Origin of the sequence: Paraburkholderia sp. BL23I1N1 (assembly GCF_003610295.1) — a bacterium.
Classification (GTDB): domain Bacteria; phylum Pseudomonadota; class Gammaproteobacteria; order Burkholderiales; family Burkholderiaceae; genus Paraburkholderia.
In genome coordinates this window covers 4,953,232-4,975,850 of sequence record NZ_RAPV01000001.1, presented here as the reverse complement: position 1 = coordinate 4,975,850, position 22,619 = coordinate 4,953,232, and the positions used below count along the sequence as shown (strand labels likewise).

Sequence of the window (22,619 nt, the reverse complement as noted above, 5' to 3'; positions counted from 1 at the left end):
CGCCTATGCGCTTCATGCGGATCAGATCAGTTGCGCACCGCAACGGATCAAATCGAACGGCCCATCTGATACCACGCGCGGCGCGTTCAGTTGACGACGGCCGCCTGCACTACCCGGTGGCCTGACGCCTTGCGTCCGGTTGCGGAATCGTGCCGCGCTGTGTTTAACGTTGTTCGTGCCGCGTCCCGCGGGGAACATACACGTCTACCTGTTATGCGAAACAAACCCCTGGTCGGCATCAGCGCCGACAGAACGATGATGGGAGTCCACCCATCGCACGTCACCGGCGAGAAATACATCGCGGCGATCGTGGACGGCTCGCATGCGCTGGCCATGTTGCTGCCGGCGCTCGGCGAGCGTCAGTCCACCGCGGACGTGCTGGACGCCGTCGACGGCTTACTGTTTACCGGCAGCTATTCGAATGTCGAGCCGCACCGCTACGGCGGTCATCCCAGCACGCCGGGCACGCTGCACGACGCCGCACGCGATGCGACGACGCTGCCGCTCCTGAACGCGGCAATCGCCGCGGGCGTGCCGGTGCTGGCGGTATGCCGGGGCTTCCAGGAAATGAACGTGGTGTTCGGCGGGACGTTGCATCAAAGCGTTCACGCGGTGGCCGGCTTGAACGACCATCGCGAGAACAAGGAAGACGACCTCGACGTGCAATACGCACCGTCGCATTCGATCAGGCTGACAGAGGGCGGCTTGTTGCAGCGCCTCGCGGGCGGCACGAATGAAGCGCGTGTGAATTCATTGCACGGTCAGGGCGTCGAGCGGCTGGGCGTGGGACTGGTGGCTGAAGCCATCGCGCCGGACGGATTGATCGAAGCGGTCAGTGTGAAAGATGCGCGTGCCTTCGCGCTGGGTGTGCAGTGGCACCCGGAATGGAAGCATGCCAGCGACGCACTGTCCACCGCGATCTTTCGCGCCTTCGGCAAAGCCTGCCGCGATCGAATGCGCACCAAGGCCGGCTATGGCGCGGCATCCGCCGCCGCCACGCATGCCTGAGCCGGTCGCGCACCAAAACTGAGAGAATAACCATGCATGAAATCGACGACTTCCTGAAGAAGAACCGCGTCACCGAGATCGAAGCGATCATTCCGGATATGGCCGGGATCGCACGCGGCAAGATCATTCCGCGCAGCAAGTTCGAATCCGGCGAGTCCATGCGCTTGCCGCAGGCGGTGATGATCCAGACCGTCACAGGCGACTATCCGGAAGACGGCACGCTCACCGGCGTCACCGATCCGGATATGGTGTGCGTGCCCGACGCCAGCACCATCCGCATGATTCCATGGGCTGTCGATCCGACCGCCCAGGTGATTCACGATTGCGTTCACTTCGACGGCACGCCCGTCGCGATCTCGCCGCGCCGTGTGCTGCGCCGCGTGCTCGAACTCTATAAGGCCAAGGGCTGGAAGCCGGTTATCGCGCCTGAGCTCGAGTTCTATCTGGTCGACATGAACAAGGACCCGGATCTGCCGCTGCAACCGCCCATCGGTCGCACGGGCCGTCCGGAGACTGGACGTCAGGCGTATTCGATCGAAGCGGTCAACGAATTCGATCCGCTGTTCGAAGACATCTATGAATACTGCGAGGTGCAGGAACTGGAAGTCGACACGCTGATTCACGAAGTCGGCGCCGCGCAGATGGAAATCAACTTCATGCACGGCGATCCGCTGAAGCTTGCCGACAGCGTGTTCCTGTTCAAGCGCACGGTGCGTGAAGCCGCGCTGCGTCACAAGATGTACGCGACCTTCATGGCCAAGCCGATGGAAGGCGAACCGGGCTCGGCGATGCACATGCACCAGAGCCTCGTGGACGAAGAAACCGGCCACAACCTGTTCACCGGTGCGGACGGCAAGCCCACGTCGCTCTTCACCGGCTATATCGCCGGTTTGCAGAAATACACGCCGGCGCTGATGCCGATTTTCGCGCCGTACATCAACTCGTATCGCCGCCTGTCGCGCTTCATGGCTGCGCCGATCAACGTGGCATGGGGTTACGACAACCGTACGGTGGGCTTCCGGATTCCGCATTCGGGGCCGGCTGCTCGCCGCATCGAAAACCGCATCCCGGGCGTGGACTGCAATCCGTATCTGGCGATTGCCGCGACACTGGCTGCCGGGTATCTTGGCATGACGCAAAATCTGGAGCCAACCGAGCCGCTGCTCAGCGACGGTTACGAACTGCCCTACCAGTTGCCGCGCAATCTGGAAGAAGGGTTGACACTGATGGGCGCGTGCGAACCGATGGCCGAGATTCTCGGCGAGAAATTCGTCAAGGCGTACCTCGCTCTGAAAGAAACCGAATACGAAGCGTTTTTCCGCGTGATCAGCTCGTGGGAACGCCGGCATTTGCTGCTGCACGTTTAAGACCCGATTCACGGTCTTCATTCATAACGTCGCCCGCAAACGCAAAAAACCTGGAGGCAGTATGAGCTACAGAACAGAAGAAGTCGCTTACGTGCAACCGGCCCTGCAACCCAGCGCCGCCGCAAGCGTACAAGCCACACAACAACGCAGCACCGCCGAATACCGCGCGCTCGACGCGGCCCATCACATCCATCCGTTTTCGGACATGGGCTCGCTCAATCGCGCCGGTAGCCGCGTGATCGTCAAAGCGCAAGGCGTGTACCTGTGGGATTCGGAAGGCAACAAGATCATCGACGGCATGGCCGGTTTGTGGTGCGTGAACGTCGGTTATGGCCGCAAGGAACTGGCCGACGCCGCGTACCGGCAAATGCAGGAATTGCCCTTCTACAATACCTTCTTCAAGACCACGCATCCGCCGGTGATCGAACTGTCGGCCATGCTCGCGGAGCTGGCGCCGGAACCGTTCAATCACTTCTTCTATTGCAACAGCGGTTCGGAAGGCAACGACACCGTGCTGCGCATCGTCCATCAATACTGGGCGACGCAAGGCAAGCACTCGAAGAAGGTCGTCATCTCGCGCAAGAACGGCTATCACGGTTCGACGATCGCCGGCGGCACGCTGGGCGGCATGGGCTACATGCATGACCAGATGCCCTCGAAGGTCGAGAACATCGTTCATATCGACCAGCCGTATTTCTTCGGCGAAGCACAAGGCAATCTGACGCCGGAAGAATTCGCGCTGGCCCGTGCGCAGCAACTCGAAGCGAAGATCCTCGAAATCGGCGCGGACAATGTCGCCGCGTTTATCGGTGAGCCTTTCCAGGGTGCGGGCGGCGTGATCTTCCCGGCCTCGACATACTGGCCGGAAATCCAGCGCATCTGCCGCAAGTACGACATCCTGCTGGTCGCCGACGAAGTGATCGGCGGCTTCGGCCGGACTGGCGAATGGTTCGCGCATCAGCACTTCGGTTTCGAGCCGGATCTGATCACGCTGGCCAAGGGCCTGACGAGCGGCTATGTGCCGATGGGCGCGGTCGGCCTGCATGATCGCGTGGCCAAGGCCATCATCGAGCACGGCGACTTCAATCACGGCCTCACCTACTCCGGCCACCCGGTGGCGGCGGCGGTGGCGCTCGCCAATCTGAAACTTCTGCGCGACGAGAAGATCGTCGAACGCGTCAAGACCGACACGGGTCCGTACTTCCAGAAGAAGTTGCGCGACACGTTTGCCAATCACCCGATCGTCGGTGAAATCGCCGGCGCGGGTCTGGTGGCCGGCCTGCAACTCGCAGAAGACCCGAAAACGCGCAAGCGATTCGCCAATGGCGGTGACGTCGGCACGATCTGCCGCGACTTCTGCTTCAACGGCAACCTCATCATGCGCGCCACCGGCGACCGGATGCTTCTGTCGCCGCCGCTCGTGATCAACAAGCTGGAAATCGACGAAATCGTTTCGAAGGCCAAAAAAGCCATCGACGCGACTGCACAACAACTCGGCATTTCGTAACGGCAGTTCGTTCCGGCATGGGCACACCCACGATTCGCGCTCATGCCGGTTCTTCACATCAAGGGAAAAAACCATGAGCGTTTGTCATCTTCGTCATGCGGTCGCGGGGGCCGCGCTTCTCGCCTTCACGGGTTTTGCGGCGTTGTCGGTTACGCCGGCCCTTGCGGCCGACACGGAACTGAATGTCTACAACTGGTCCGACTATATTGCGAAGGACACGATCCCGAACTTCGAGAAGCAGGACGGCATCAAGGTCAAATACGATAACTACGATAGCGATGATACGTTGCAGGCCAAACTGCTCGCGGGCAGCTCCGGTTACGATATCGTGGTCCCGACGTCGAACTACATGGCCAAGCAGATTCAGGCCGGCGTGTACATGAAGCTCGACAAATCGAAGCTACCGAACCTTGCGAACCTCGACCCTGTGCTGATGAAGATGATTAGCGACGCGGATCCGGGCAATCAGTACGGTGTACCTTGGGCCTACGGTACTGACGGTATTGGCTACAACGTGCAGGCCGTGCAGAAAGCACTCGGTGCGAATGCGCCGGTCGATAGCTGGGCGCTCGTGTTCGACCCGGCCAATCTGTCAAAGCTGAAAGGCTGCGGCGTGTCGTTCCTCGACCAGGCGGTCGACGTGTTCGCCGCCACGCTGCAATACATGCATAAGGACCCGAACAGCACGAACCCTGCCGATTATCAGGCCGCGTTCGAAGTGCTGAAGAAAGTCCGCCCGTATATCACCCAATTCAATTCGTCCGGCTACATCAACGATCTCGCTAACAACGACGTCTGCGTCGCCGTGGCATGGTCCGGCGACGTCGGCATCGCCAGCCGCCGTACCGCTGAAGCCAAGCGTTCGTATCAGGTGAAATTCTCGAACGTCAAGGAAGGCGGTCTGCTGTGGTTCGACGTGATGGTGATCCCGAAAGACGCGCCGCACCCTGAAGCCGCGCTGAAGTGGATCAATTACATCGAAGACCCGAAGGTCAACGCCGCGATCACTAATGAAGTGTTCTACCCGACTGCGAACAAGGCCGCGCGCCAGTTCGTCACGCCGGGCGTCGCACAGGATACGACTGTTTATCCGGGTGACGAAGTATTGAGCAAGATGACGCTCATGAAACCGATGCCCACCGACATTCTGCGCCTTGAAAACCGCCTTTGGGCGCAGCTTAAAACCGGTCATTAATTAATGGCCAATTAATAAGAATCGATTCCGCGCTCAGGGATCGCTCGAACCCTGAGCGCATGAATGGCAGTAACAGTAGTCAGCCTGCGTGCTTTTAAGGTCCACCCGCGCGCAGTCCCGTGTTTTCCGATCGCAGCGCATCTTGCGAGCCGCTTCCCGCGCCTCGTATGGAGACACTTGCGCTCGCGATCCGCAAGGAATGGTTACATCATGAACTCGACGACATCAAAAAGCGTAGCCGGCGCCACCCAGATGGCCCGCCCCGCCCCGACGACAAAATCGAAATCGGACGAATTCGTTCGCATCGAAAATGTCGTGAAAAAATTCGGCGACAGCACCGCTGTCGACAACGTCAGTCTGAACATCGCCAAGAACGAACTGTTCGCACTGCTCGGCAGCTCCGGCTGCGGCAAGTCCACGCTCCTGCGCATGCTCGCAGGGCTCGAGTCGGTCACGTCCGGGCGCATTTTCGTCGACGGCGAAGATCTCGCCGCGATGCCGCCTTACAAGCGGCCAGTCAACATGATGTTCCAGTCGTATGCGCTGTTCCCGCACATGAGCGTCGAAGCGAATATCGCCTTCGGCCTCAAGCAGGAAGGCGCGCCGAAGAACGAAATCAAGGAACGCGTTGCCGACGCGCTCAATCTGGTGCAGATGAGCAAATACGCGCAACGCAAGCCGCATCAGCTGTCCGGTGGACAGCAGCAGCGTGTGGCGCTGGCCCGCTCGCTCGTCAAGCGCCCCAAGCTGCTGCTGCTCGACGAACCGATGTCGGCGCTCGATAAAAAGATCCGCCAGAAAACCCAGCTCGAACTGGTCAACATCATCGAGAAGGTCGACGTGACCTGCGTGATGGTGACGCACGATCAGGAAGAAGCGATGACGATGGCCGGGCGCCTCGCCGTGATGAGCGAAGGCCGCATCGTGCAGATCGGCTCGCCCAGCCAGGTGTACGAGTTTCCGAATAGCCGCTTCTCGGCGGAGTTCATCGGCTCGACCAATCTGTTCGAAGGCACCGTGGTCGCGGATGAACCGGACCACATCTTCGTCGAAAGCGAAGACCTTGAATCGCGCATCTACGTGAGCCACGGCATTACCGGGCCGCTCGGCATGCCGGTAGGCATCTCGGTGCGCCCGGAACGCGTGAAGGTCTCGCTCGAACGGCCGGGCACGCCGCACAACTGGGCGCGCGGCGTGGTCTCGGACGTCGCGTACATGGGCAGTTATTCGCTGTATCACGTGCGCCTGCCGAGCGGCAAGACGGTTGTGTCGAATCTCTCCAGCTCGCACCTGATGAGCGAAGGTGCGCCGTCCTATAACGACGACGTGTTCGTCTACTGGTCGCCGGCTAGCGGCGTGGTGCTGACGCAATGAGCAATCCCACTACCTCCTCCCCTGCGGCGCTCGGCGCGCCGTCCGGCAGCCGGCTGCTCGGCTCCCTGAAAAAACGCCTCGCGATGCTGGTGCCGTCGGGCCGTACGACCGTGATCGGTGTGCCGTTCCTGTGGCTCTTTCTGTTCTTCGCGTTGCCGTTCGTGCTGGTGCTGAAAATCAGCTTCGCCGATCTGCGCCTGGGCATTCCGCCGTACACGGATCTCGTGATGGTCAAGGACGGCATGGTGCACTTCGCCATGCAGCTCAGCCACTACGCGTTCCTGCTGCAGGACGATCTGTACGTGGCGACGTATATCAGCTCGCTGAAGATGGCTGGAATCTCGACCTTCTTCTGTCTGCTGATCGGCTATCCGATTGCGTATTACATCGCCCGCTCGGAGCCCACCAAGCGCAACCTGCTGATGATGGGCGTGATGCTGCCGTTCTGGACGTCGTTCCTGATCCGCGTCTACGCATGGATCGGCATCCTGAAGGACGACGGCCTGCTCAATCACACGCTGATGGCCATCGGCATGATCCATTCACCGTTGCGCCTCTACCACACGGATATTGGCGTCTATATCGGCATGGTTTATTCATACCTGCCGTTCATGGTGATGCCGCTGTACGCGCACCTGGTGAAGATGGATCTGACGCTGCTCGAAGCGGCTTACGACCTTGGCTGCAAACCGTGGACCGCGTTCACGCGCATCACCTTGCCGCTGTCGAAGAACGGGATTATCGCCGGCAGTCTGCTGGTGTTCATTCCGGCGGTCGGCGAGTACGTGATTCCTGAACTGCTGGGCGGCGCCGATACGCTGATGATCGGCCGCGTGATGTGGGATGAATTCTTCAACGATATGGACTGGCCGATGGCATCCGCTGTCACCGTCGCCATGGTGCTACTGCTGCTCGTGCCGATGGCCGTGTTCCAGTACTACCAGGTCAAGGAACTGGAGGGCGCGAAATGATCAAGCCAAATAGAACGCTTTCCAATAGCGTGCTGACGTTCGGGTTTCTGTTTCTGTATATCCCGATCATCAGCCTGGTGGTGTATTCGTTCAACGAGTCGAAGCTCGTCACGGTCTGGTCCGGCTTCTCGCTGAAGTGGTATGGCGCGCTGCTGCAGGACGGCGAACTGCTCAACGCCGCGTGGCTGTCGCTGAAAATCGGTCTGCTGACCGCGTGTGCATCGGTCGTGATCGGTACGTGGGCGGGGTTCGTGCTGGCCCGCTTCGGACGCTTTCGCGGCTTCACGCTGTTCGCCGGCATGATCAACGCACCGCTCGTGATTCCTGAAGTGATTCAGGGCATCTCGCTGCTGCTGCTGTTCGTCGCGCTCGAACAGATGCTCGGCTGGCCGAAGGGCCGTGGCCTCTTCACGATCTGGATCGGTCACGTGATGCTGTGCGTCTCGTACGTGGCGATCATCGTGCAGTCGCGGGTGAAGGAGCTCAACAAGTCGCTCGAAGAAGCCGCGCTCGATCTCGGCGCCACGCCGCTCAAGGTGTTCTTCCTGATCACGCTGCCGCTGATCTCGCAGGCGCTGATGTCCGGCTGGCTGCTGTCGTTCACGCTGTCTTTCGACGACCTCGTGCTCTCCGCGTTCCTGTCGGGCCCGGGCTCCACCACCTTGCCGCTTGTCGTGTTCTCGCGTGTGCGTCTCGGTTTGAATCCGGAAATGAACGCGCTTGCCACGATCTTCATCACCACGGTGACGATCGGCGTGATCGCGGTCAACCGCTGGATGCAGGTGCGTGAGCGCAAGCGCAATCGCGACATGCAGATGGCTTTCGCACTCGCCGAAGCCGCCGACCCCTTGCCGTTAGCACCACAACAAGCCGCCGTACGGAAATCGCTCGATACGGCAAGCGCATAAGAAGTCCTTTTGCAATACGACCAATAAGGAGAATTTGCATGAGAAAGAAGCTCATCTGTCTGTTGGTGGCGGGGAGTCTGCCTGGCATGGCCATGGCAGACGCCACCAGCGACCAGATCAAGGCGCTGCAGGCCCAGCTCAACGCGCTGCAGAAGGAGGTGAAGCAGTTGCGCTCCGAAGTCGCGAGCAAGCCTAAAGCAGCGGCAGCGGCGACCGCAGCCCCTGCCCCGGCGGTGGTGGCCGCGCCGGTGGACGTCTCCTCGCCGGATTACGGCAAGGCGCAAGCCTCGTTGAGCAACGACGACGTCACGGCGATGAAGCAGCAGATCGCCAACCAGCAGTTGAAGGTCGACTCGCTGGAAGACGCGGCGAACACGGGTCCGATCGCGGGTCTGTCGATAACGGGCTATATCGACCCGACCTACATCTATAACCGCGCGCAGAGCAGTTCGTCGTTCCTGTTCGCGAACCACGAAAGCAGCTACAACTACTTCAACAGCACGTTCGGCGATCTGTACCTCGACATCAAGAAGACCTTCGGTGTCGGCCCGATGGCGCCGTCGGCCGAAATCACCCTGATGCCGAACCGCGGCAACGGTATTACGCTGCTGCAGAACTCGCACGGCAACATCGGCAACAACATCCTGAATACCGCGGTCGTCAATGTGCCGGTCACGGCAACCACGACGTTCGTGGCCGGTTTGATTCCGAGCTTCGGCGGCTACGAGGTGCAGCAGTCGAACCAGATGCTCACGCTCACGCACAACCTGCTGTATGACTTCTCGGATCCGGGCAGCTACATCGGCGCGGGCGCGAACTATACGACGGGCAACTGGGCGTGGAAGTTCTTCCTCGGCAACGAGCAGTACCGCACGTACGGCGCGACGACGCAGATCGGCACGAATGCACTGGGCGATCCGATCACGACCAGCAACAAGATCCCGACCTTCACGTCGCGGGTCGACTACACGTGGTCCAGCGCGCTCGATGTGGGCGGTTCGTTCAACATCGGCCGTCAGACGCTGCCGGCTTCGGCGGCAACGGATGCGAACGGTAACCCGCTTCCGATCAAATACGGCGTGGGCGGCAACGCGCCTGGGGCGGGCGGCACGTTCTTCTTCGGCGAAGCCGACCTGACCTACACGCTGGCGGATGTGCAGTACAACGCCGAACTCGACTACGGTCAGCAGCAGAACGCCGCGTTCAACGGCGGCCAGGCGCAGTGGTACGGCCTCTCGCTGCTCGCGCACCGCAAGTTCTCGCTGCCGGTGGTCGGCCGTATGGGCGTGACCGCCCGCTACGACCTGCTGGTTGACAGCAAGAACGGCGGCGGCGGTGGCGGCATTGCGCTGAATTCGAACGGCATGGACACGGCCAACGGCTTCGGTATCGGCGCGGATTGTCTCGCCAATTCGAAGGCGAACGGCGGTGTCGGCTTCGAGTGCAAGGGCGCCACCCGTCAGGACGTTTCGCTCGATCTGCTGTTCTTCCCGACCCAGCAGATCACGGTCAAGGTGGAATATCGCCACGACTGGGCGAACAAACAGGTGTTCCTGAAGAACGACGGCTCGTACGGCAAGTCCAACGACCTGCTCGCGACACAGTTCATTTACTCGTTCTAAAACGACCCGCCTCATCGCGTGGCCCGGCTTGACCGCGGGCCACGCGCCAAGGCCTCTTCTGCATGCTCTGCCTATGCTCCGATTCTCAAACCAGCCTCACGTCGCCTCGTATTACGCAGCAACCGCCAACGACACCACGCGCCATCCCCCGCTCGAAGACACGCTCAATGTCGACGTCTGCGTGATCGGCGCGGGTCTCACCGGCATCTCGACTGCGTTGAATCTCGCCGAACGCGGTCACTCGGTCGCGGTGCTCGAAGCATCGAAAGTCGGATGGGCCGCGAGCGGCCGCAACGGCGGCCAGTTGATCGGCGGTTTTGCCTGCGATATCGACACATTCGCGAAGTTCATGCCCGCGAATGACGTGAAGCGTGTTTGGGACATGGGGCTCGAAACCCTGGATATCGTCAAGGAACGCGTCGCGAAGCACGAGATCGACTGCGACCTGACCATCGGTTACCTGACCGCGGCGAACAAGCCGCGCGATACGGATGCGCTGCAAAAATGGCGCGACGAAGCACAACGGCGCTTCGGCTATAACGGTTTCAGTTATGTCGACGCCGACGGCGTCGGCGACTATGTTCAATCGCAACGCTATCTTGGCGGATTGTTCGATGCCGATAGCGGCCATCTGCATCCTCTGAATTACACGCTCGGTCTCGCGCGCGCGGCACGCGCCGCCGGCGTGCAGATTTTCGAAGACAGCTGCGTCACCGCGCTGCGTCAGGAAAACGGCCGGCATGTGGCCGAAACCGCGCGTGGCAAGGTGAATGCGCAATTCGTCGTGCTCGCCTGCAATACCTATCTCGGCGAACTCGCGCCGGATGTCGCCAGCAAGATCATGCCCGTCGGCACCTACGTGATCGCCACCGAACCGCTCGACCCCTATCGCGCCGAAGCGCTGATGCCGGCGAAAGCGGCCGTGTGCGACAGCCGCTTCGTGCTGGACTATTTCCGCCCGGCTCCCGACAACCGCCTGCTGTGGGGCGGCAAAGTCAGCTATTCGACGTTCGCGCCGCGCAACCTCGGTGAGGCGATGCGCCGCGACATGCTGAAGACCTTCCCGCAACTCGACGACGTCAAAATCGACTATGCGTGGGGCGGTTTCGTCGACATTACAATGAATCGCGCGCCGCATTTCGGGCGCCTGTCGCCTACCGTCTATTTCGCGCAAGGCTTTTCGGGCCACGGCGTGAATACCACGGGGCTTGCCGGCAAACTGATCGCCGAAGCCATCGATGGCCAGGCGTCGCGCTTCGATCTGTTCAGCAAGATTCGTCACCGCGACTTCCCGGGTGGCGCTACATTGCGCACCCCTGCCCTCGTGCTCGCGATGGCCTGGTATCGAATGAAGGACCTGCTTTGATGAATGCTCCGACTCCTGGATTCAATACCCTCGACCGCCGCGCCAATGCGCTGATCGCCAACTCCTACTACGAAGCGAGCGCGGCCCGTCCGCTTGCCGACGATCCGATGCTCGCCGGCACCGTGGAAGCCGACGTGTGCGTGATTGGCGCGGGCTTCTCCGGTTTGTCGGTGGCGCTGGAATGCCGGGCGCGCGGCTTATCGGTCGTGGTACTCGACGCGCACCGTCCGGGGTGGGGCGCGTCGGGCCGCAACGGCGGGCAGACGCTGGTCGGTTTCGCGAAAGACGAGATCATCGAACGTCAGCTCGGTCTCGACGGCGCGCGCGCTACCTGGGCCATGTCGGTGGAAGGGGTCGCTTTGGTGCGCGAGCGCATCGAGCGTTACGGCATCGATTGCGATTTCACCTCCGGCTATCTGACGGTGGCGACCAAACCCAAGCGAGTGCCGGATTTGCGTTCGTGGATGGAGTCGGCCTCGCAACGCTGGGGATATACGAAACTCTCGTGGCTCGATACCGATGAAGTGCGTTCACGCGTCGCGTCGCGACGCTATCTGGCGGGCGTCTACGATCCGTTTTCCGGCCATCTGCATCCGCTCAAATACTGCCTCGGGCTCGCCGATGCGGCGCGTCGCGAAGGCGCCCAACTGTTCGCGCATTCGCCGGTGACTGAAATCGTACGCGGCGCGCGGCCTGCTGTGCGGACCGCTAACGGCGAGGTGCGCTGCCGTTTCGTCGCCGCGTGCGGCAATGCCACGATCGGCGACGTATTGCCTGCGCCGGTGGCCGCACGCATTGCGCCGATTGCGTCGTATATCGTCGCCACGGAGCCGCTCGGCAAAGCACGCGCCGACGCGCTGATTAAAGGGCGCGAGGCGATTTGCGACAACAACTTCTTCCTCGATTACTTCCGTTTGTCGGCGGATCATCGCGTGCTGTTCGGCGGACGCGCGAGTTCGACCGGCGCGTCGCCCGTGCAACTCGGCGAAGAGATTCGCAAGCGCATGATCGGCGTGTTCCCACAACTCGGCGATGTACGAATCGACTATGCGTGGGGTGGTTTCGTCGACGTGACGCGCAATCGCGCGCCCGATTTCGGCTCGATCGATCCGAACTACTTCTACGTGCAGGGGTTTTCGGGGCACGGCGTGGCGCTGACCGGGATTGCCGGGCGCGTGATTGCTAAAGCCATGGCCGGTGAGACGGCGGCCTTCGATATCTTCGCGCAGTTGCGGCATACGCGCTTTCCGGGCGGTCCGGCCTTGCGTGGGCCGGCGCTCGAACTCGGGATGATGTATCACCGGATTCTTGAGTTGTTTTAGTCCGGTGTTCAAACGCTTCATGATGACGCACAAAAAAGTCGGTACTTGCACAAAAAAGGCTGCACCTACACAAAAAAGGCTGCACCTACACAAAAAAGCGTGTGCCTGCACAAAAAAGCATGTACCGACGCCCTCCTTCCGGCTGAGTTCGAGCACCAGATAAGGGAAAACCGGCCCTCTGTCAACGGTCGGTCGGCACCAGCGCGTAACTGACGGGTGAGCGTCGGCACCGCGTCGACTCACCCCATACTCGGTAACCCTGCGTACGGCTCTTGCGCTGCGCAGGTGAAGCACTCCATCCTGCAGCCCATTCGAAGATTTTTCGCTTGAGGCCGTACATATCATTGAAGTCCTCGTCCGCAAACGTCTTCGCGCGAGCGTCCCATTCCGCTAACTCCCTTGGCCATTTCGTCGAAGCCTTTGGATCAACCGTACCAGCGCACACAAAGAATGATTACGTCACGGTCAAAGCGACGGCCGGCGAACAGCACGTCCGGACTTTTCAGCTTGCTCATCGCGGGCCCGCAGATCGGTCAGGCCGACACTCTAACCGATTCGTTGATCGCTATTTGCACCACAGCCTCCCCTTGCAAGGCGGCCGCGGTGAACCAGCGTCGTGCGCCAGATCAATAAGTATTCACGAAAAATCGGTTTGAAAATCTTGACCGTATCTGCTTGGCAGTGCTGTAAGTTCGGTGCCGATGGTTTCGCGTGTCCAGGTGAGGGCTCGACGCCATCGATATTTCAGGTGCCGCCAGACGATCTCGATCATGTTCAGTTCGGGACTGTACGCAGGCAGATAAAACAGGACGGTCTTATGTTCAAGCAGCCAGCGTTGCCGCGTTGCCTCGCTGATAGCGTGATGGATGCTCGCATTGTCCAGCACGATCACGGTGGGCATACTGGCGGCGCGCGCAAGCACGCCGTCGATGAAGTGCTCGACATTCGGGGCTTTGATAGTCCCGCTATGTGCGGCGTGGATCAGCGTGTTTTCGCCGAAGTCCAGCGCGCCGATCACGCTGCGACGGCAATGATGATTTGGTTCGACCTGATGGGGCAAGCCTCGCGGTGACCAGCTACGCTGCACCGGCGGCGATCCATGAAAGCCGGCCTCGTCCAGATACAGCAGTCGCACGACTTTGTCTCGTACAGCCCGCTGGAGCTTCGCGAGCGTGGCCTGCTTCATGGCGAACGCTTCTTCGTTGCGCTCTCCATGAACCCTCCCGCAGTCAGTGGGTTTTTAAGTTAGTCGGAAACGCCGGGGAGCGGCACCAGCTCGCGCCCCAACTCCCTGGCTAAACGTTTGAGGGCCTGTTCCCTGGTTTTGCGGACCTGTTCCTCGTAGCGCGCGAGTCCCTTTTCAACGTAGTCGTCGCCTTTGACCATCACGCGCCAGAACCAGGCGGCGAGCTTGCGCGCCAGCGCCTTGGTCGCGACCAGGCCGCCGCGGCGTGCCGCGAGACGGCGGTAGAAACCACCCAGCGCAATATCCCTGCTGCGTACCAGGCTTTGCGCCATCATGCAGAACAGCCGTCCAGTCCGGTTGCGGGCGCGCCTGACGCCTTTCCTGCGTTTGCCGCTATCGTGGTTGCCCGGTGCCAGTCCGGCCCAGGCGGTGAAGTGTTTTTCAGTGGGCCAGGCGCTCAGGTCGGTACCCACCTCCCCGATGAGTTGCAGCACGCCGTAGGACGACAGCGCGGGCAGCTTCGTCAGATCCCGTCCGCCACACATCTGGGCCAGTATCTCGCGCAGCCTGGCAATTTCCGGGGCGTTGACGCCGGTCCGTCGGGTGGACCTGGGCAGCGGCGGTTGGGTGTCATCGTGCGGCGGCAGCACGGTGGCGATGCGCTCGTCGCAAGCGGCGATGAGTTTCTGGTAGTGGTCCCAGGATTGCAGTGCCTGACCGGGCGCGAAGATGTGCTCGTCGGCCCACGTGCCCCGCAGGGCCTCGATCACGGCCTGTTCCTTCCTGCGCCGGATCTGCACGTCGCACAGTGCCACCAGGGCCTCAGGGGAACGCTCGCCGGCCACGATCGCGCGCGTCACCGCCAGGCCGCTGACGCCGGCCAGGGAGGAGATGACATCATGCAGCTTGATGTTCATGCGCTCGAAGGCCTTCTGCATCAGTTGCACGCAGGTGACGGCGGCCGCCACGTGATCGGCGCGCAGGCGCAGGTAGTCCTGCAGCCGGCGGATGTCAGCCGGTGGCACGAAGCCGTGCATGCAGCAGACCATGCATGTGCAGCGTGGCCCCCCACTGGCTGTCAGTCATGTCGGTCTTCCTGCCTGGCAGGTTGCGCGTCTGCCGGCCATTGACCATGCGCACTTCCAGACCGGCACTTTCCAGTACACCGTACAACGGCAGCCAGTACACGCCGGTCGCTTCCATCGCAACGGAACGTACGCCCTGTGCGAGCAGCCAGTCGCGCAACGCGTGTAACTGCGAGGTCACGGTGCCGAACACTTCCGGCCTGTTGCCGCCCACCGAAACATGCATGTGTTCGCTGCCGACGTCCACGAATGCGGCTAGCGGATCGAGCATGGGGAGTTCTTGTGACATGATGAACCTCCGCATTGGGGCATCACAATGCGCGCGGTAGCCCTGGCCCGGTCACGTCACAGGAAAAACAAATCTCTCCAGCGGGAAGCAGTGCTCACCAGAATGTGCGACTGATCATGACCGCAGCCATGCTTTTTTACAGGCAATCCGACAGTTGTCCGATGCACCAGAGCGCGTCGCAGCTACGCTGCCAGGAACCACTACGCGTTATGTAAGGATAGGCGATAGCCGGTTCATGGTCTGTGTGCGGCTTTCGGCGAAAACTGGCCGCTTTTTTGGAGCGAGAAACGGTTGCGTTTGAACGAGAAGCCGCTGCGCTTGAGCGCCTCGCCGAGCGTTTCGATTTTGCATGGCAGTGGTTCGTTGAGCACGGCTTCGACTCGCTGGGCAATACGTACCAAGGTCAGTGGCTCGGTCCGCGCGATCTCAAGGGCCACCGCGATCTGGGCTTCGGACAGCAGCGGCCGCCGGCCGCCGCAGTGACCGCCCATCAGGCCGCATATGCCACTCTCACGCCACGCGTGAAACCAGTTGTAGACGCTCTGGGCACTCACGCCGAACTGTTCGGCAATCGCCTGCGGCCTGATCCCACGCCCCGGCTTCAGCAGGCCAGCTGCACGCGTGCGCGTATCCCGGTAACGGTGGTTGATCGACAACTGCTGCAATGTCAGTTCCTCGGCTTCGCTCAGTTCTACAACGCACCTCATCCGCTACTCCAGCCTCATGAAGGCGCCAGGTTAGCGGAATTCAAATCGGATGACCAGGAACACTTACCGCTCAGAATCGGGGCATCGGGGGCCTTGTAGCCGTCGCCGATCGCGTACTGTCCGCGCAGCGCGAGGCTCACGTTGCTCCACTTGCCGATCTTCAGGTCGACGGCCGTGCCAAACGCATGCACCCATTTGTTGTCGAACGAAATCAGCGGAATCGGCGTGTATTTCGTGCCATAGCCTTTGTACGGCGCCGACTCGATGCCGGCTCCCACGCCCAGGCCCCAATGCGTTACGTTGGCCGCATTGTTCAGCACGGTGAAGCCTGTATCGTCCGCCGTGGGCGGCTCCGGGCTCTGGCCGTCGGCCCAGGCCACACGCGAAACCATGAAGAACGATGCGATCGCCAACAGAAGCCTGCGCTCACGGTAAAGAGATTTTTTCACGTCGAGTCCTGAGTAGATGGATGAGGCGGCATCGACTCCAAGACTGCTGGACTTACTCGTTACTTACTCAAAGCGGTGGGGACTGGCACGTCCGGGGGCAGCGGGGGTAGCGGCGGCGGGTGAATGCCGCAGCGGCGGAACTGCAGCGGCAGCGCGCGTCGATCTGGTCGCTGGAACGGAAAGACCGGAACGGTGCGATCAAGACGCCATAGCCAACTGCTTTACTATTACCAATCATCAATACCATACTGTCGTACCGTTTCGTATTCCGCTTTTGAGGAGGCGCCAATGACCGTTCAACTCACGCCCGAATTCGCGTCCAGATTCGCCAATCTCGCGCTCGCCCATCTCACGCGCGAGTATCCGAACAAGCTGACCCACTCGCTTGCCGGTCCTCAAGACGTGCAAGGCCCGCGCGCACTGCATCCGATTTTTTACGGCAGCTACGACTGGCATTCATGCGTGCATGGCTACTGGCTGATCCTGCATCTGCTCGACCGCTTTCCCGATCTGCCTGAAGCGGCGCGCATCGTCGCGGTGGTCGACGAGCATTTCACCGCCGCGAATGTGGCCGGCGAGCTTGCGTATCTCGACCTGCCGCACAATCGCGGTTTCGAGCGTCCGTATGGGTGGGCGTGGCTGCTCGCGCTGAGCGCGCAACTCCATTCGCTGAAGCTATCGGAAGCCGCGCGCTGGTCCAGGACTTTTGCACCGCTTACCGAGACCTTTGTCGAACGCTTCGAGGAATTTCTGCCGAAAGCGACCTACCCTTTGCGTGTCGGTACGCACTTCAACATGGCATTCGCGCTTTCACTCACGCTCGATTTCGCACGGCAAACGTCGCGTGAATCGCTTGAAGCGCTGCTGGTGAATACGGCGGAGCGCTGGTTTCTGAACGACGTCGCGTGTCAGGCCTGGGAGCCCGCTGGCGACGAGTTTTTGTCGCCCTCGCTGATGGAAGCGGAATTGATGCGGCGCGTGTTGCCGCCGGCGCAATTCGTCGAATGGTTCAGGCGCTTTTTGCCCGACCTCGGCGCGAAAAAGCCCGCCACGCTGTTCGAACCCGTCACCGTGACCGATCGTACCGACGGCAAGATCGCGCACCTGGACGGCCTGAATCTGAGCCGCGCATGGTGCCAGCGGTCGCTGGCGCGCGCGCTGCCCGTGGGCGACGTGCGCCGCACCGTATTGTGCGACTCGGCCGAGCGTCATCTTCTGAGCGCCCTGCCGCACGTGGCCGGCGACTATATGGGCGAACACTGGCTGGGTACGTTCGCCACGCTCGCGCTGGAAGCGTGAAACGGCTTTAGCAAGCAACCGATTCGCGCCGCAAGCGCCGTGTTTTTTGCCGCGTGATTCAAGCGCCGCCGGCTACAGCCCGGCGCTCGAATCCACCGGCGCCGTGCATTACTGGCCGGTCAGCTTTTTAGGCTTCGGCGGTGCCTGAACCTTGTTGTACTGAAACTCGGGCGTCGCCTTCAAGGCATCTTTGGTCGCGCCAGCCAGATAGAAATTCCCAGAACGAATATCCAGCGCAGCGATCGGCACCGCTACGTCATGCGACGCCACGCCCAGAAATCCACCGGCAGCAACGATCGCTGCGGACAGCGAGCCATCGGGAGCGACCACGAGATCGCGGATCGAACCGATCTTCTCGTTCTGGTCGTTATACACGGCCTTGCCGAGAATGCTCTTCTTCACACTCCAGCCGCTCAGCAGCGCATTCGACTGCTCGACCGTGACGCTCAAGGGTTGCGTGCCGGCAACTTGCGCCTGCGCGCCAAAGCTGGTTGCAGCTACCGCGACCACAACAACAAGTTTGCTCAAAGTCATTCTGTTCACTCCGTTTTTAATAGACTTGACCGGCGCATGGCCTGCGCCGAAGGAATCGCTGCAAAACGATGATACAGACTACGCGGCACGCCTGCATCCAGCCGTGCCACGGCCACAACCGCATAACGGTAAAATCGAGCCAGGCGATAAGGCCCGTTTAGAGGTGGAAGGTTGACTGAGCTTGAGCAGGGTTTCATTCTGACCCGACATTGGCGGGATACACCCGCCGGCACGGAAGTGGATTTCTGGCTGGCAACAGACGGCGGGCCCAGTCACATCCGTCTGCGCCCTCAGCCTTCCGTGGCCTTCATTCCGGCGGAGCACCGGGAGCGCGCGGAAACGATCCTGCGCCGTGAAGCGCCGCTCGATCTGCGCCCGCTCGATCTATGCGATTTCCAGCATCGGACGGTGATGGGGCTTTACTGCCCGCAGTACCGGCAATTGACGGGCTTCGAGAAACGCCTGAAACAAGGCGGCGTCGATGTCTACGAGGCCGATATTTTCCCGCCCGAGCGCTACATGATGGAGCGGTTCATTACCGCCCCGGTGTGGTTCGGCGGCGATCCGCAGCAAGGCGGCCCGCTTCTGAACAGTGAATTGAAGCCGGCGACTCACTACCGGCCGTCGTTGAAGCTGGTGTCACTCGACATCGAAACCAGCGCGCACGCCGAGCTCTATTCCATCGCACTCGAAGGGTGCGGACAGCGTCAGGTCTATATGTTGGGACCGCCGAATGGGGATAGTGGCGATGGCAGCGATGGCGGCGGTATCGACTTCGACCTCGAATACTGCGAAACCCGCGCACAGTTGCTCGAAAAGTTGAACACGTGGCTGGAACGGCACGACCCCGACGCGATCATCGGCTGGAATCTTGTGCAGTTCGATCTGCGCGTGCTGCAGCAGCACGCCGAACAATTGCGCGTGCCGTTGCGACTCGGCCGCGGCGGCGCAGTCATGGAATGGCGCGAGCACGGTCACAAACAGAACCATTTCTTCGCGGGCGCCGCGGGAAGATTGATCATCGACGGTATCGAAGCGTTGCGCTCCGCCACATGGAGTTTCCCTTCGTTCAGCCTCGAGTATGTGGCGCGTTCCGTGTTGGGCGAAGGCAAGTCGATCGACAATCCTTATCAGCGCATGGATGAAATCCAGCGCCGCTTCGACGAGGACAAGCCCGCCCTTGCACGGTACAACCTGAAAGATTGCGAGCTGGTGACGCGCATCTTTGCGAAGACCGAGTTGCTGCCGTTTCTGCTGGAACGCGCGACGGTCACCGGTCTGCCGGCGGACCGGAGCGGCGGATCGGTCGCGGCATTCACGCATCTGTATATGCCGCGGATGCATCGGCAAGGCTATGTAGCACCGAATCTCGGCGACGTAGCCGGCGCGGCGAGCCCCGGTGGTTTCGTGATGGATTCGCGGCCCGGTCTCTACGATTCCGTCCTCGTGCTCGACTACAAGAGCCTGTACCCGTCGATCATCCGTACGTTTCTGATCGACCCGGTGGGTCTCGTAGAAGGCATGCTGAATCCCGGTGACGATCAATCGGTGCCGGGCTTTCTCGGCGCACGCTTCTCGCGCACACATCATTGTTTGCCGTCGATCGTCGGCCAGGTGTGGCAAGGGCGCGAAGCCGCCAAACGCGAGCACAACAAGCCGCTTTCGCAGGCCTTGAAGATCATCATGAACGCCTTCTATGGCGTGCTCGGCTCCACCGGCTGCCGCTTCTTCGACCCGCGTCTCGCGTCGTCGATCACCATACGCGGCCATGAAATCATGCACACCACGCGTGAGCTGATCGTGGCGCAAGGCTACGAAGTCATCTACGGCGACACGGATTCAACGTTCGTATGGCTGAAGCACGCACATAGCGAAGAAGACGCGAGCCGCATCGGCCGTGCGCTCGTCGAGCATATCAACGCGTGGTGGCGGCAGAATCTGCAGGCGCGTTTCGGCCTCGAGAGCGCGCTCGAGTTGCAATTCGAGCGGCACTACAAGCGTTTTTTCATGCCGACGATTCGCGGCGCCGAAGAAGGCAGCAAGAAACGTTATGCCGGGCTGACTGTTTTGCCGGACGGCAGCGAGGATATCGTCTACAAAGGGCTCGAAACCGTGCGGACCGACTGGACGCCGCTCGCCCAGCAGTTCCAGCAGGAACTCTATGGGCGAATCTTCAGGCAACAGCCGTATCAGGACTATGTGCGCGACTACGTGCGCGATACGTTGGCCGGAAAACTGGACGATCAGCTGGTGTACCGCAAGCGGCTGCGCCGCTCGCTCGGCGAGTACGAGCGCAACGTGCCGCCGCACGTGCGCGCGGCACGGGTGGCCGACGAGTTCAACCGGCAACAGGGGCGTCCGTTGCAATACCAGAACGGCGGCTGGATCAGCTATGTCATGACGACCGCCGGACCGGAGCCGCTCGAAACATTGCGCTCGGCAATCGACTACGAACACTATCTGACGCGGCAGTTGCAACCGGTTGCGGACGCGATCCTGCCGCTCTTGCGCGACGACTTTACGACCTTGATGTCGGGTCAGAAACAGCTGTTCTGACGGGTTGGACACACCGCCGGCACCATCGGCAACAACCAGGCCACGCCGACGCTGTAACAGGTTTTAAGCCTCCCTTCAGGACTTTTAAGGTCCACCTGGGTCAACATGCACGGCATCGTGATCTAATTTGTGGTACCGGCATCGCGCCTGTTCACCGAGGAGTCCCCTATGCTGCCCGGCTCGTTTTCGCTCGCCGCCAGCGTGGTCGCGGGATTTCCACCCGTCAAATGCGCATAGGCCGTTGTAATGAGTGACACTGCCCTGCCGACCGCGGTGCCGGCTTCGCCCGCGCCCATGGCGGCTCCCCCCCTGTCGCCCGCGCATACGCGTCTTCTGCTCCTGGGCCTCGGTCTCGCGACCGGCATGGAGTTCTATACGTTCGACAGCATGAACCTCGTGCTGGCCGATCTGACCGGCACGCTCGGCGTGTCGGCGGATGAAGCGAGCTGGCTGCTGACGGTGTATAGCTGCGCGCTGTTCCTCGGCGTGCCGGTCTCGGTCTGGATGGCCGGGCACTATGGTTACAAGCGCTTCCTGATCTCGACCATCGTCGTGTTCGCGATTGCCTCCATGGGTTGCGCGATATCCCCGAATCTCGAATCGATGCTGATCTGGCGCGCCGTCCAGGGACTGGCCGGCGCGGGTCTCGTCGTATGGTGGCGGGCGAGCATCTACGTCCTGATGGCCAAACCACAGCGCAGCCCTTCGTTGATGAAGGCGTCCACGCTGCTCTACCTATCAAGCGCGGCGGGGCTTCTGGTCAGCGGCTATATCACGGACCATTTCAACTGGCGGCTGATCTTTCTGCCGAATCTGTTGTACGCGGCCGGTGCCATATGGCTGCTGGCCCGCTACTTTCCGACGCTTCCGCCCCCTTCCTCCGACCGCGTGATCCGGACCGACTGGCTCGGCATCGTCCTCCTCGCAACGGCGCTGATTTCGCTTCAGATCATCCTCAATCGCGGTGAAATCGACGACTGGTTCGGATCCTTTCATATTCGCGTGCTAGCGTGGACGAGCGGCGCGGCTCTGCTCCTTTTCATTATCTGGCAAGCGACTCCGGCGAATCGATCGCCGCTCCTCTGGCTCGGCCTGCTGCGTGACCGCTACGTGCTCTCGTCCGCGTTGATCGGCGTCTTCACCGGCATGATCCTGTCGGGCAGCCTGTTCGTGCTGCCCGAGTTTCTGCGCAATCTGTCGACCCATACTCATAGTGCGACCCAGACCGGACAGATCATATGCGTCTATGCATTGACGGCCGCGGCCATCCGGCCGCTCATGGTCGGTCTGATCGCGCGAATCGGTCAGCGCAAAACGATCGTGATCGCGCTCGTCACGTTGATCGCGTCGATGGTTCTGTTCAATCGTCTGCTGACGACGGACACACCCGGTTATTACTACATTCTTCCGCTGATTCTTTACGCCTGCTGCCTGTCGCCGTTGCTTCCCGCGGTGGGCAGCGGCACGGTAGCGAGAATCGAACAGAACAAGCTGCTCGACGGCGTTTCGCTTTACATGACCTTCAGGCAGTTCGGCGCGTCGCTCGGGGTCGCGCTGCTGACCATTCTCATCGGGCATCGCGAGACGCTTCATTCATCGCGCCTGTTCGAACACCTGCGCCACGACAATCCGGTCACACGAGACTGGCTCGCGTCGGTGAGCGCAACGCTGGTCACGCGCGGCGGCTATTCTCCTGTCGAGAGCCAACGCGCGGCGGTAAAGATGCTGGCCGAAGCAGGCGCGCACCAGGCCGCCACGCTCGCCTACGCGGACGCTTTCGCCTTCATGGCGGCGGTCGGTGTGATCGCACTGTGCCTCGTCCCCATCATTCCGCCGACCCCGGTAGCCAAAAAATAAGGAGCGCGGCCATGCGA

18 protein-coding genes and 1 pseudogene are annotated in these 22,619 nt (G+C 61.3%); 13 read left to right on the top strand and 6 right to left on the bottom strand.

Features of this window, described 5'->3' with window-relative positions:
- The first annotated feature begins 213 nt into the window (after positions 1 to 213).
- The 10 genes from B0G76_RS23270 (at position 214) to B0G76_RS23225 (ending at position 12,640) form a co-directional block, all read left to right on the top strand.
- Positions 214 to 1,008 (top strand): gamma-glutamyl-gamma-aminobutyrate hydrolase family protein, encoded by a 795-nt coding sequence (locus B0G76_RS23270; RefSeq protein WP_120294627.1) that lies wholly within the window; start codon positions 214 to 216, stop codon positions 1,006 to 1,008.
- A 32-nt stretch (positions 1,009 to 1,040) separates the two neighbouring features.
- Positions 1,041 to 2,375 (top strand): glutamine synthetase family protein, encoded by a 1,335-nt coding sequence (locus tag B0G76_RS23265; protein ID WP_120294626.1) that lies wholly within the window; start codon positions 1,041 to 1,043, stop codon positions 2,373 to 2,375.
- A gap of 61 nt (positions 2,376 to 2,436) precedes the next feature.
- A complete protein-coding gene (locus B0G76_RS23260; protein ID WP_120294625.1) occupies positions 2,437 to 3,882 on the top strand; it encodes an aspartate aminotransferase family protein in 1,446 nt (481 codons plus the stop codon).
- Positions 3,883 to 3,955: 73 nt separating this feature from the next.
- On the top strand, positions 3,956 to 5,077 hold the full coding sequence (locus tag B0G76_RS23255; RefSeq protein WP_120294624.1) for a polyamine ABC transporter substrate-binding protein: 1,122 nt from the start codon (positions 3,956 to 3,958) through the stop codon (positions 5,075 to 5,077).
- Between the two features lie 210 nt (positions 5,078 to 5,287).
- Positions 5,288 to 6,451 carry an ABC transporter ATP-binding protein gene (locus B0G76_RS23250; protein ID WP_409076726.1) on the top strand — a complete coding sequence of 388 codons (1,164 nt, stop codon included), beginning with the start codon at positions 5,288 to 5,290 and terminating at the stop codon, positions 6,449 to 6,451.
- Positions 6,448 to 7,422: an ABC transporter permease subunit gene (locus B0G76_RS23245; protein ID WP_120294622.1), complete on the top strand. Its 975-nt coding sequence runs from the start codon at positions 6,448 to 6,450 to the stop codon at positions 7,420 to 7,422. Before B0G76_RS23250 ends, B0G76_RS23245 begins: the two co-directional genes overlap by 4 nt.
- The gene (locus B0G76_RS23240; protein WP_120294621.1) at positions 7,419 to 8,330 is read left to right on the top strand and encodes an ABC transporter permease subunit; all 912 of its coding nucleotides are present in this window, start codon (positions 7,419 to 7,421) and stop codon (positions 8,328 to 8,330) included. Before B0G76_RS23245 ends, B0G76_RS23240 begins: the two co-directional genes overlap by 4 nt.
- Positions 8,331 to 8,368: 38 nt before the next feature.
- A complete protein-coding gene (locus B0G76_RS23235) occupies positions 8,369 to 9,952 on the top strand; it encodes a DUF3138 family protein (RefSeq protein WP_120294620.1) in 1,584 nt (527 codons plus the stop codon).
- A 73-nt stretch (positions 9,953 to 10,025) separates the two neighbouring features.
- Positions 10,026 to 11,318 carry an FAD-binding oxidoreductase gene (locus B0G76_RS23230; protein WP_120294619.1) on the top strand — a complete coding sequence of 431 codons (1,293 nt, stop codon included), beginning with the start codon at positions 10,026 to 10,028 and terminating at the stop codon, positions 11,316 to 11,318.
- The gene (locus B0G76_RS23225) at positions 11,318 to 12,640 is read left to right on the top strand and encodes an FAD-binding oxidoreductase (protein WP_120294618.1); all 1,323 of its coding nucleotides are present in this window, start codon (positions 11,318 to 11,320) and stop codon (positions 12,638 to 12,640) included. The genes B0G76_RS23230 and B0G76_RS23225 overlap by 1 nt, the downstream gene beginning before the upstream one ends.
- 637 nt (positions 12,641 to 13,277) lie before the next feature.
- On the opposite strand, the pseudogene B0G76_RS23215 reads toward B0G76_RS23225, so the two are convergent.
- From B0G76_RS23215 to B0G76_RS23195, 5 genes and pseudogenes are all read right to left on the bottom strand, one after another.
- A pseudogene (locus B0G76_RS23215) lies at positions 13,278 to 13,838 on the bottom strand (IS630 family transposase); the annotation flags it as partial.
- A 47-nt stretch (positions 13,839 to 13,885) separates the two neighbouring features.
- Positions 13,886 to 14,863: a transposase gene (locus tag B0G76_RS23210; RefSeq protein WP_183082120.1), complete on the bottom strand. Its 978-nt coding sequence runs from the start codon at positions 14,861 to 14,863 to the stop codon at positions 13,886 to 13,888.
- Positions 14,838 to 15,200 carry a transposase gene (locus tag B0G76_RS23205; protein WP_183082119.1) on the bottom strand — a complete coding sequence of 121 codons (363 nt, stop codon included), beginning with the start codon at positions 15,198 to 15,200 and terminating at the stop codon, positions 14,838 to 14,840. The genes B0G76_RS23210 and B0G76_RS23205 overlap by 26 nt, the downstream gene beginning before the upstream one ends.
- A 233-nt stretch (positions 15,201 to 15,433) precedes the next feature.
- Positions 15,434 to 15,907, bottom strand: coding sequence for a helix-turn-helix domain-containing protein (locus B0G76_RS23200; RefSeq protein ID WP_120294614.1), 474 nt, complete (start codon positions 15,905 to 15,907; stop codon positions 15,434 to 15,436).
- Between the two features lie 14 nt (positions 15,908 to 15,921).
- Positions 15,922 to 16,356, bottom strand: a complete 435-nt coding sequence (locus tag B0G76_RS23195) for a hypothetical protein (RefSeq protein ID WP_147394074.1) — start codon at positions 16,354 to 16,356, stop codon at positions 15,922 to 15,924.
- A 288-nt stretch (positions 16,357 to 16,644) separates the two neighbouring features.
- On the opposite strand from B0G76_RS23195, the gene B0G76_RS23190 reads away from it, so the two are divergent.
- Complete coding sequence (locus B0G76_RS23190; RefSeq protein WP_120294612.1) at positions 16,645 to 17,655, top strand: DUF2891 domain-containing protein; 1,011 nt, start codon at positions 16,645 to 16,647, stop codon at positions 17,653 to 17,655.
- A gap of 108 nt (positions 17,656 to 17,763) precedes the next feature.
- On the opposite strand, the gene B0G76_RS23185 is transcribed toward B0G76_RS23190, so the two are convergent.
- Positions 17,764 to 18,189, bottom strand: coding sequence for a PRC-barrel domain-containing protein (locus tag B0G76_RS23185; protein WP_120294611.1), 426 nt, complete (start codon positions 18,187 to 18,189; stop codon positions 17,764 to 17,766).
- Between the two features lie 171 nt (positions 18,190 to 18,360).
- Between B0G76_RS23185 and B0G76_RS23180 the strand changes: the two genes are divergently transcribed.
- Positions 18,361 to 20,745 carry a DNA polymerase II gene (locus B0G76_RS23180; protein ID WP_120294610.1) on the top strand — a complete coding sequence of 795 codons (2,385 nt, stop codon included), beginning with the start codon at positions 18,361 to 18,363 and terminating at the stop codon, positions 20,743 to 20,745.
- A 246-nt stretch (positions 20,746 to 20,991) separates the two neighbouring features.
- Positions 20,992 to 22,602 carry an MFS transporter gene (locus B0G76_RS23175; protein ID WP_259460686.1) on the top strand — a complete coding sequence of 537 codons (1,611 nt, stop codon included), beginning with the start codon at positions 20,992 to 20,994 and terminating at the stop codon, positions 22,600 to 22,602.
- The last annotated feature ends 17 nt before the right edge of the window (positions 22,603 to 22,619 follow it).

Bases quoted from the DNA above. Each gene is read 5' to 3' on its own strand.
- B0G76_RS23235 (WP_120294620.1), top strand. From the start codon at position 8,369: ATGAGAAAGAAGCTCATCTGTCTGTTGGTGGCGGGGAGTCTGCCTGGC.
- B0G76_RS23255 (WP_120294624.1), top strand. From the start codon at position 3,956: ATGAGCGTTTGTCATCTTCGTCATGCGGTCGCGGGGGCCGCGCTTCTC.
- B0G76_RS23230 (WP_120294619.1), top strand. From the start codon at position 10,026: ATGCTCCGATTCTCAAACCAGCCTCACGTCGCCTCGTATTACGCAGCA.
- B0G76_RS23190 (WP_120294612.1), top strand. From the start codon at position 16,645: ATGACCGTTCAACTCACGCCCGAATTCGCGTCCAGATTCGCCAATCTC.
- B0G76_RS23200 (WP_120294614.1), bottom strand. From the start codon at position 15,907: ATGAGGTGCGTTGTAGAACTGAGCGAAGCCGAGGAACTGACATTGCAG.
- B0G76_RS23270 (WP_120294627.1), top strand. From the start codon at position 214: ATGCGAAACAAACCCCTGGTCGGCATCAGCGCCGACAGAACGATGATG.
- B0G76_RS23250 (WP_409076726.1), top strand. From the start codon at position 5,288: ATGAACTCGACGACATCAAAAAGCGTAGCCGGCGCCACCCAGATGGCC.
- B0G76_RS23265 (WP_120294626.1), top strand. From the start codon at position 1,041: ATGCATGAAATCGACGACTTCCTGAAGAAGAACCGCGTCACCGAGATC.
- B0G76_RS23205 (WP_183082119.1), bottom strand. From the start codon at position 15,200: ATGTCACAAGAACTCCCCATGCTCGATCCGCTAGCCGCATTCGTGGAC.
- B0G76_RS23240 (WP_120294621.1), top strand. From the start codon at position 7,419: ATGATCAAGCCAAATAGAACGCTTTCCAATAGCGTGCTGACGTTCGGG.
- B0G76_RS23210 (WP_183082120.1), bottom strand. From the start codon at position 14,863: ATGCACGGCTTCGTGCCACCGGCTGACATCCGCCGGCTGCAGGACTAC.
- B0G76_RS23175 (WP_259460686.1), top strand. From the start codon at position 20,992: ATGAGTGACACTGCCCTGCCGACCGCGGTGCCGGCTTCGCCCGCGCCC.
- B0G76_RS23260 (WP_120294625.1), top strand. From the start codon at position 2,437: ATGAGCTACAGAACAGAAGAAGTCGCTTACGTGCAACCGGCCCTGCAA.
- B0G76_RS23185 (WP_120294611.1), bottom strand. From the start codon at position 18,189: ATGACTTTGAGCAAACTTGTTGTTGTGGTCGCGGTAGCTGCAACCAGC.
- B0G76_RS23245 (WP_120294622.1), top strand. From the start codon at position 6,448: ATGAGCAATCCCACTACCTCCTCCCCTGCGGCGCTCGGCGCGCCGTCC.
- B0G76_RS23225 (WP_120294618.1), top strand. From the start codon at position 11,318: ATGAATGCTCCGACTCCTGGATTCAATACCCTCGACCGCCGCGCCAAT.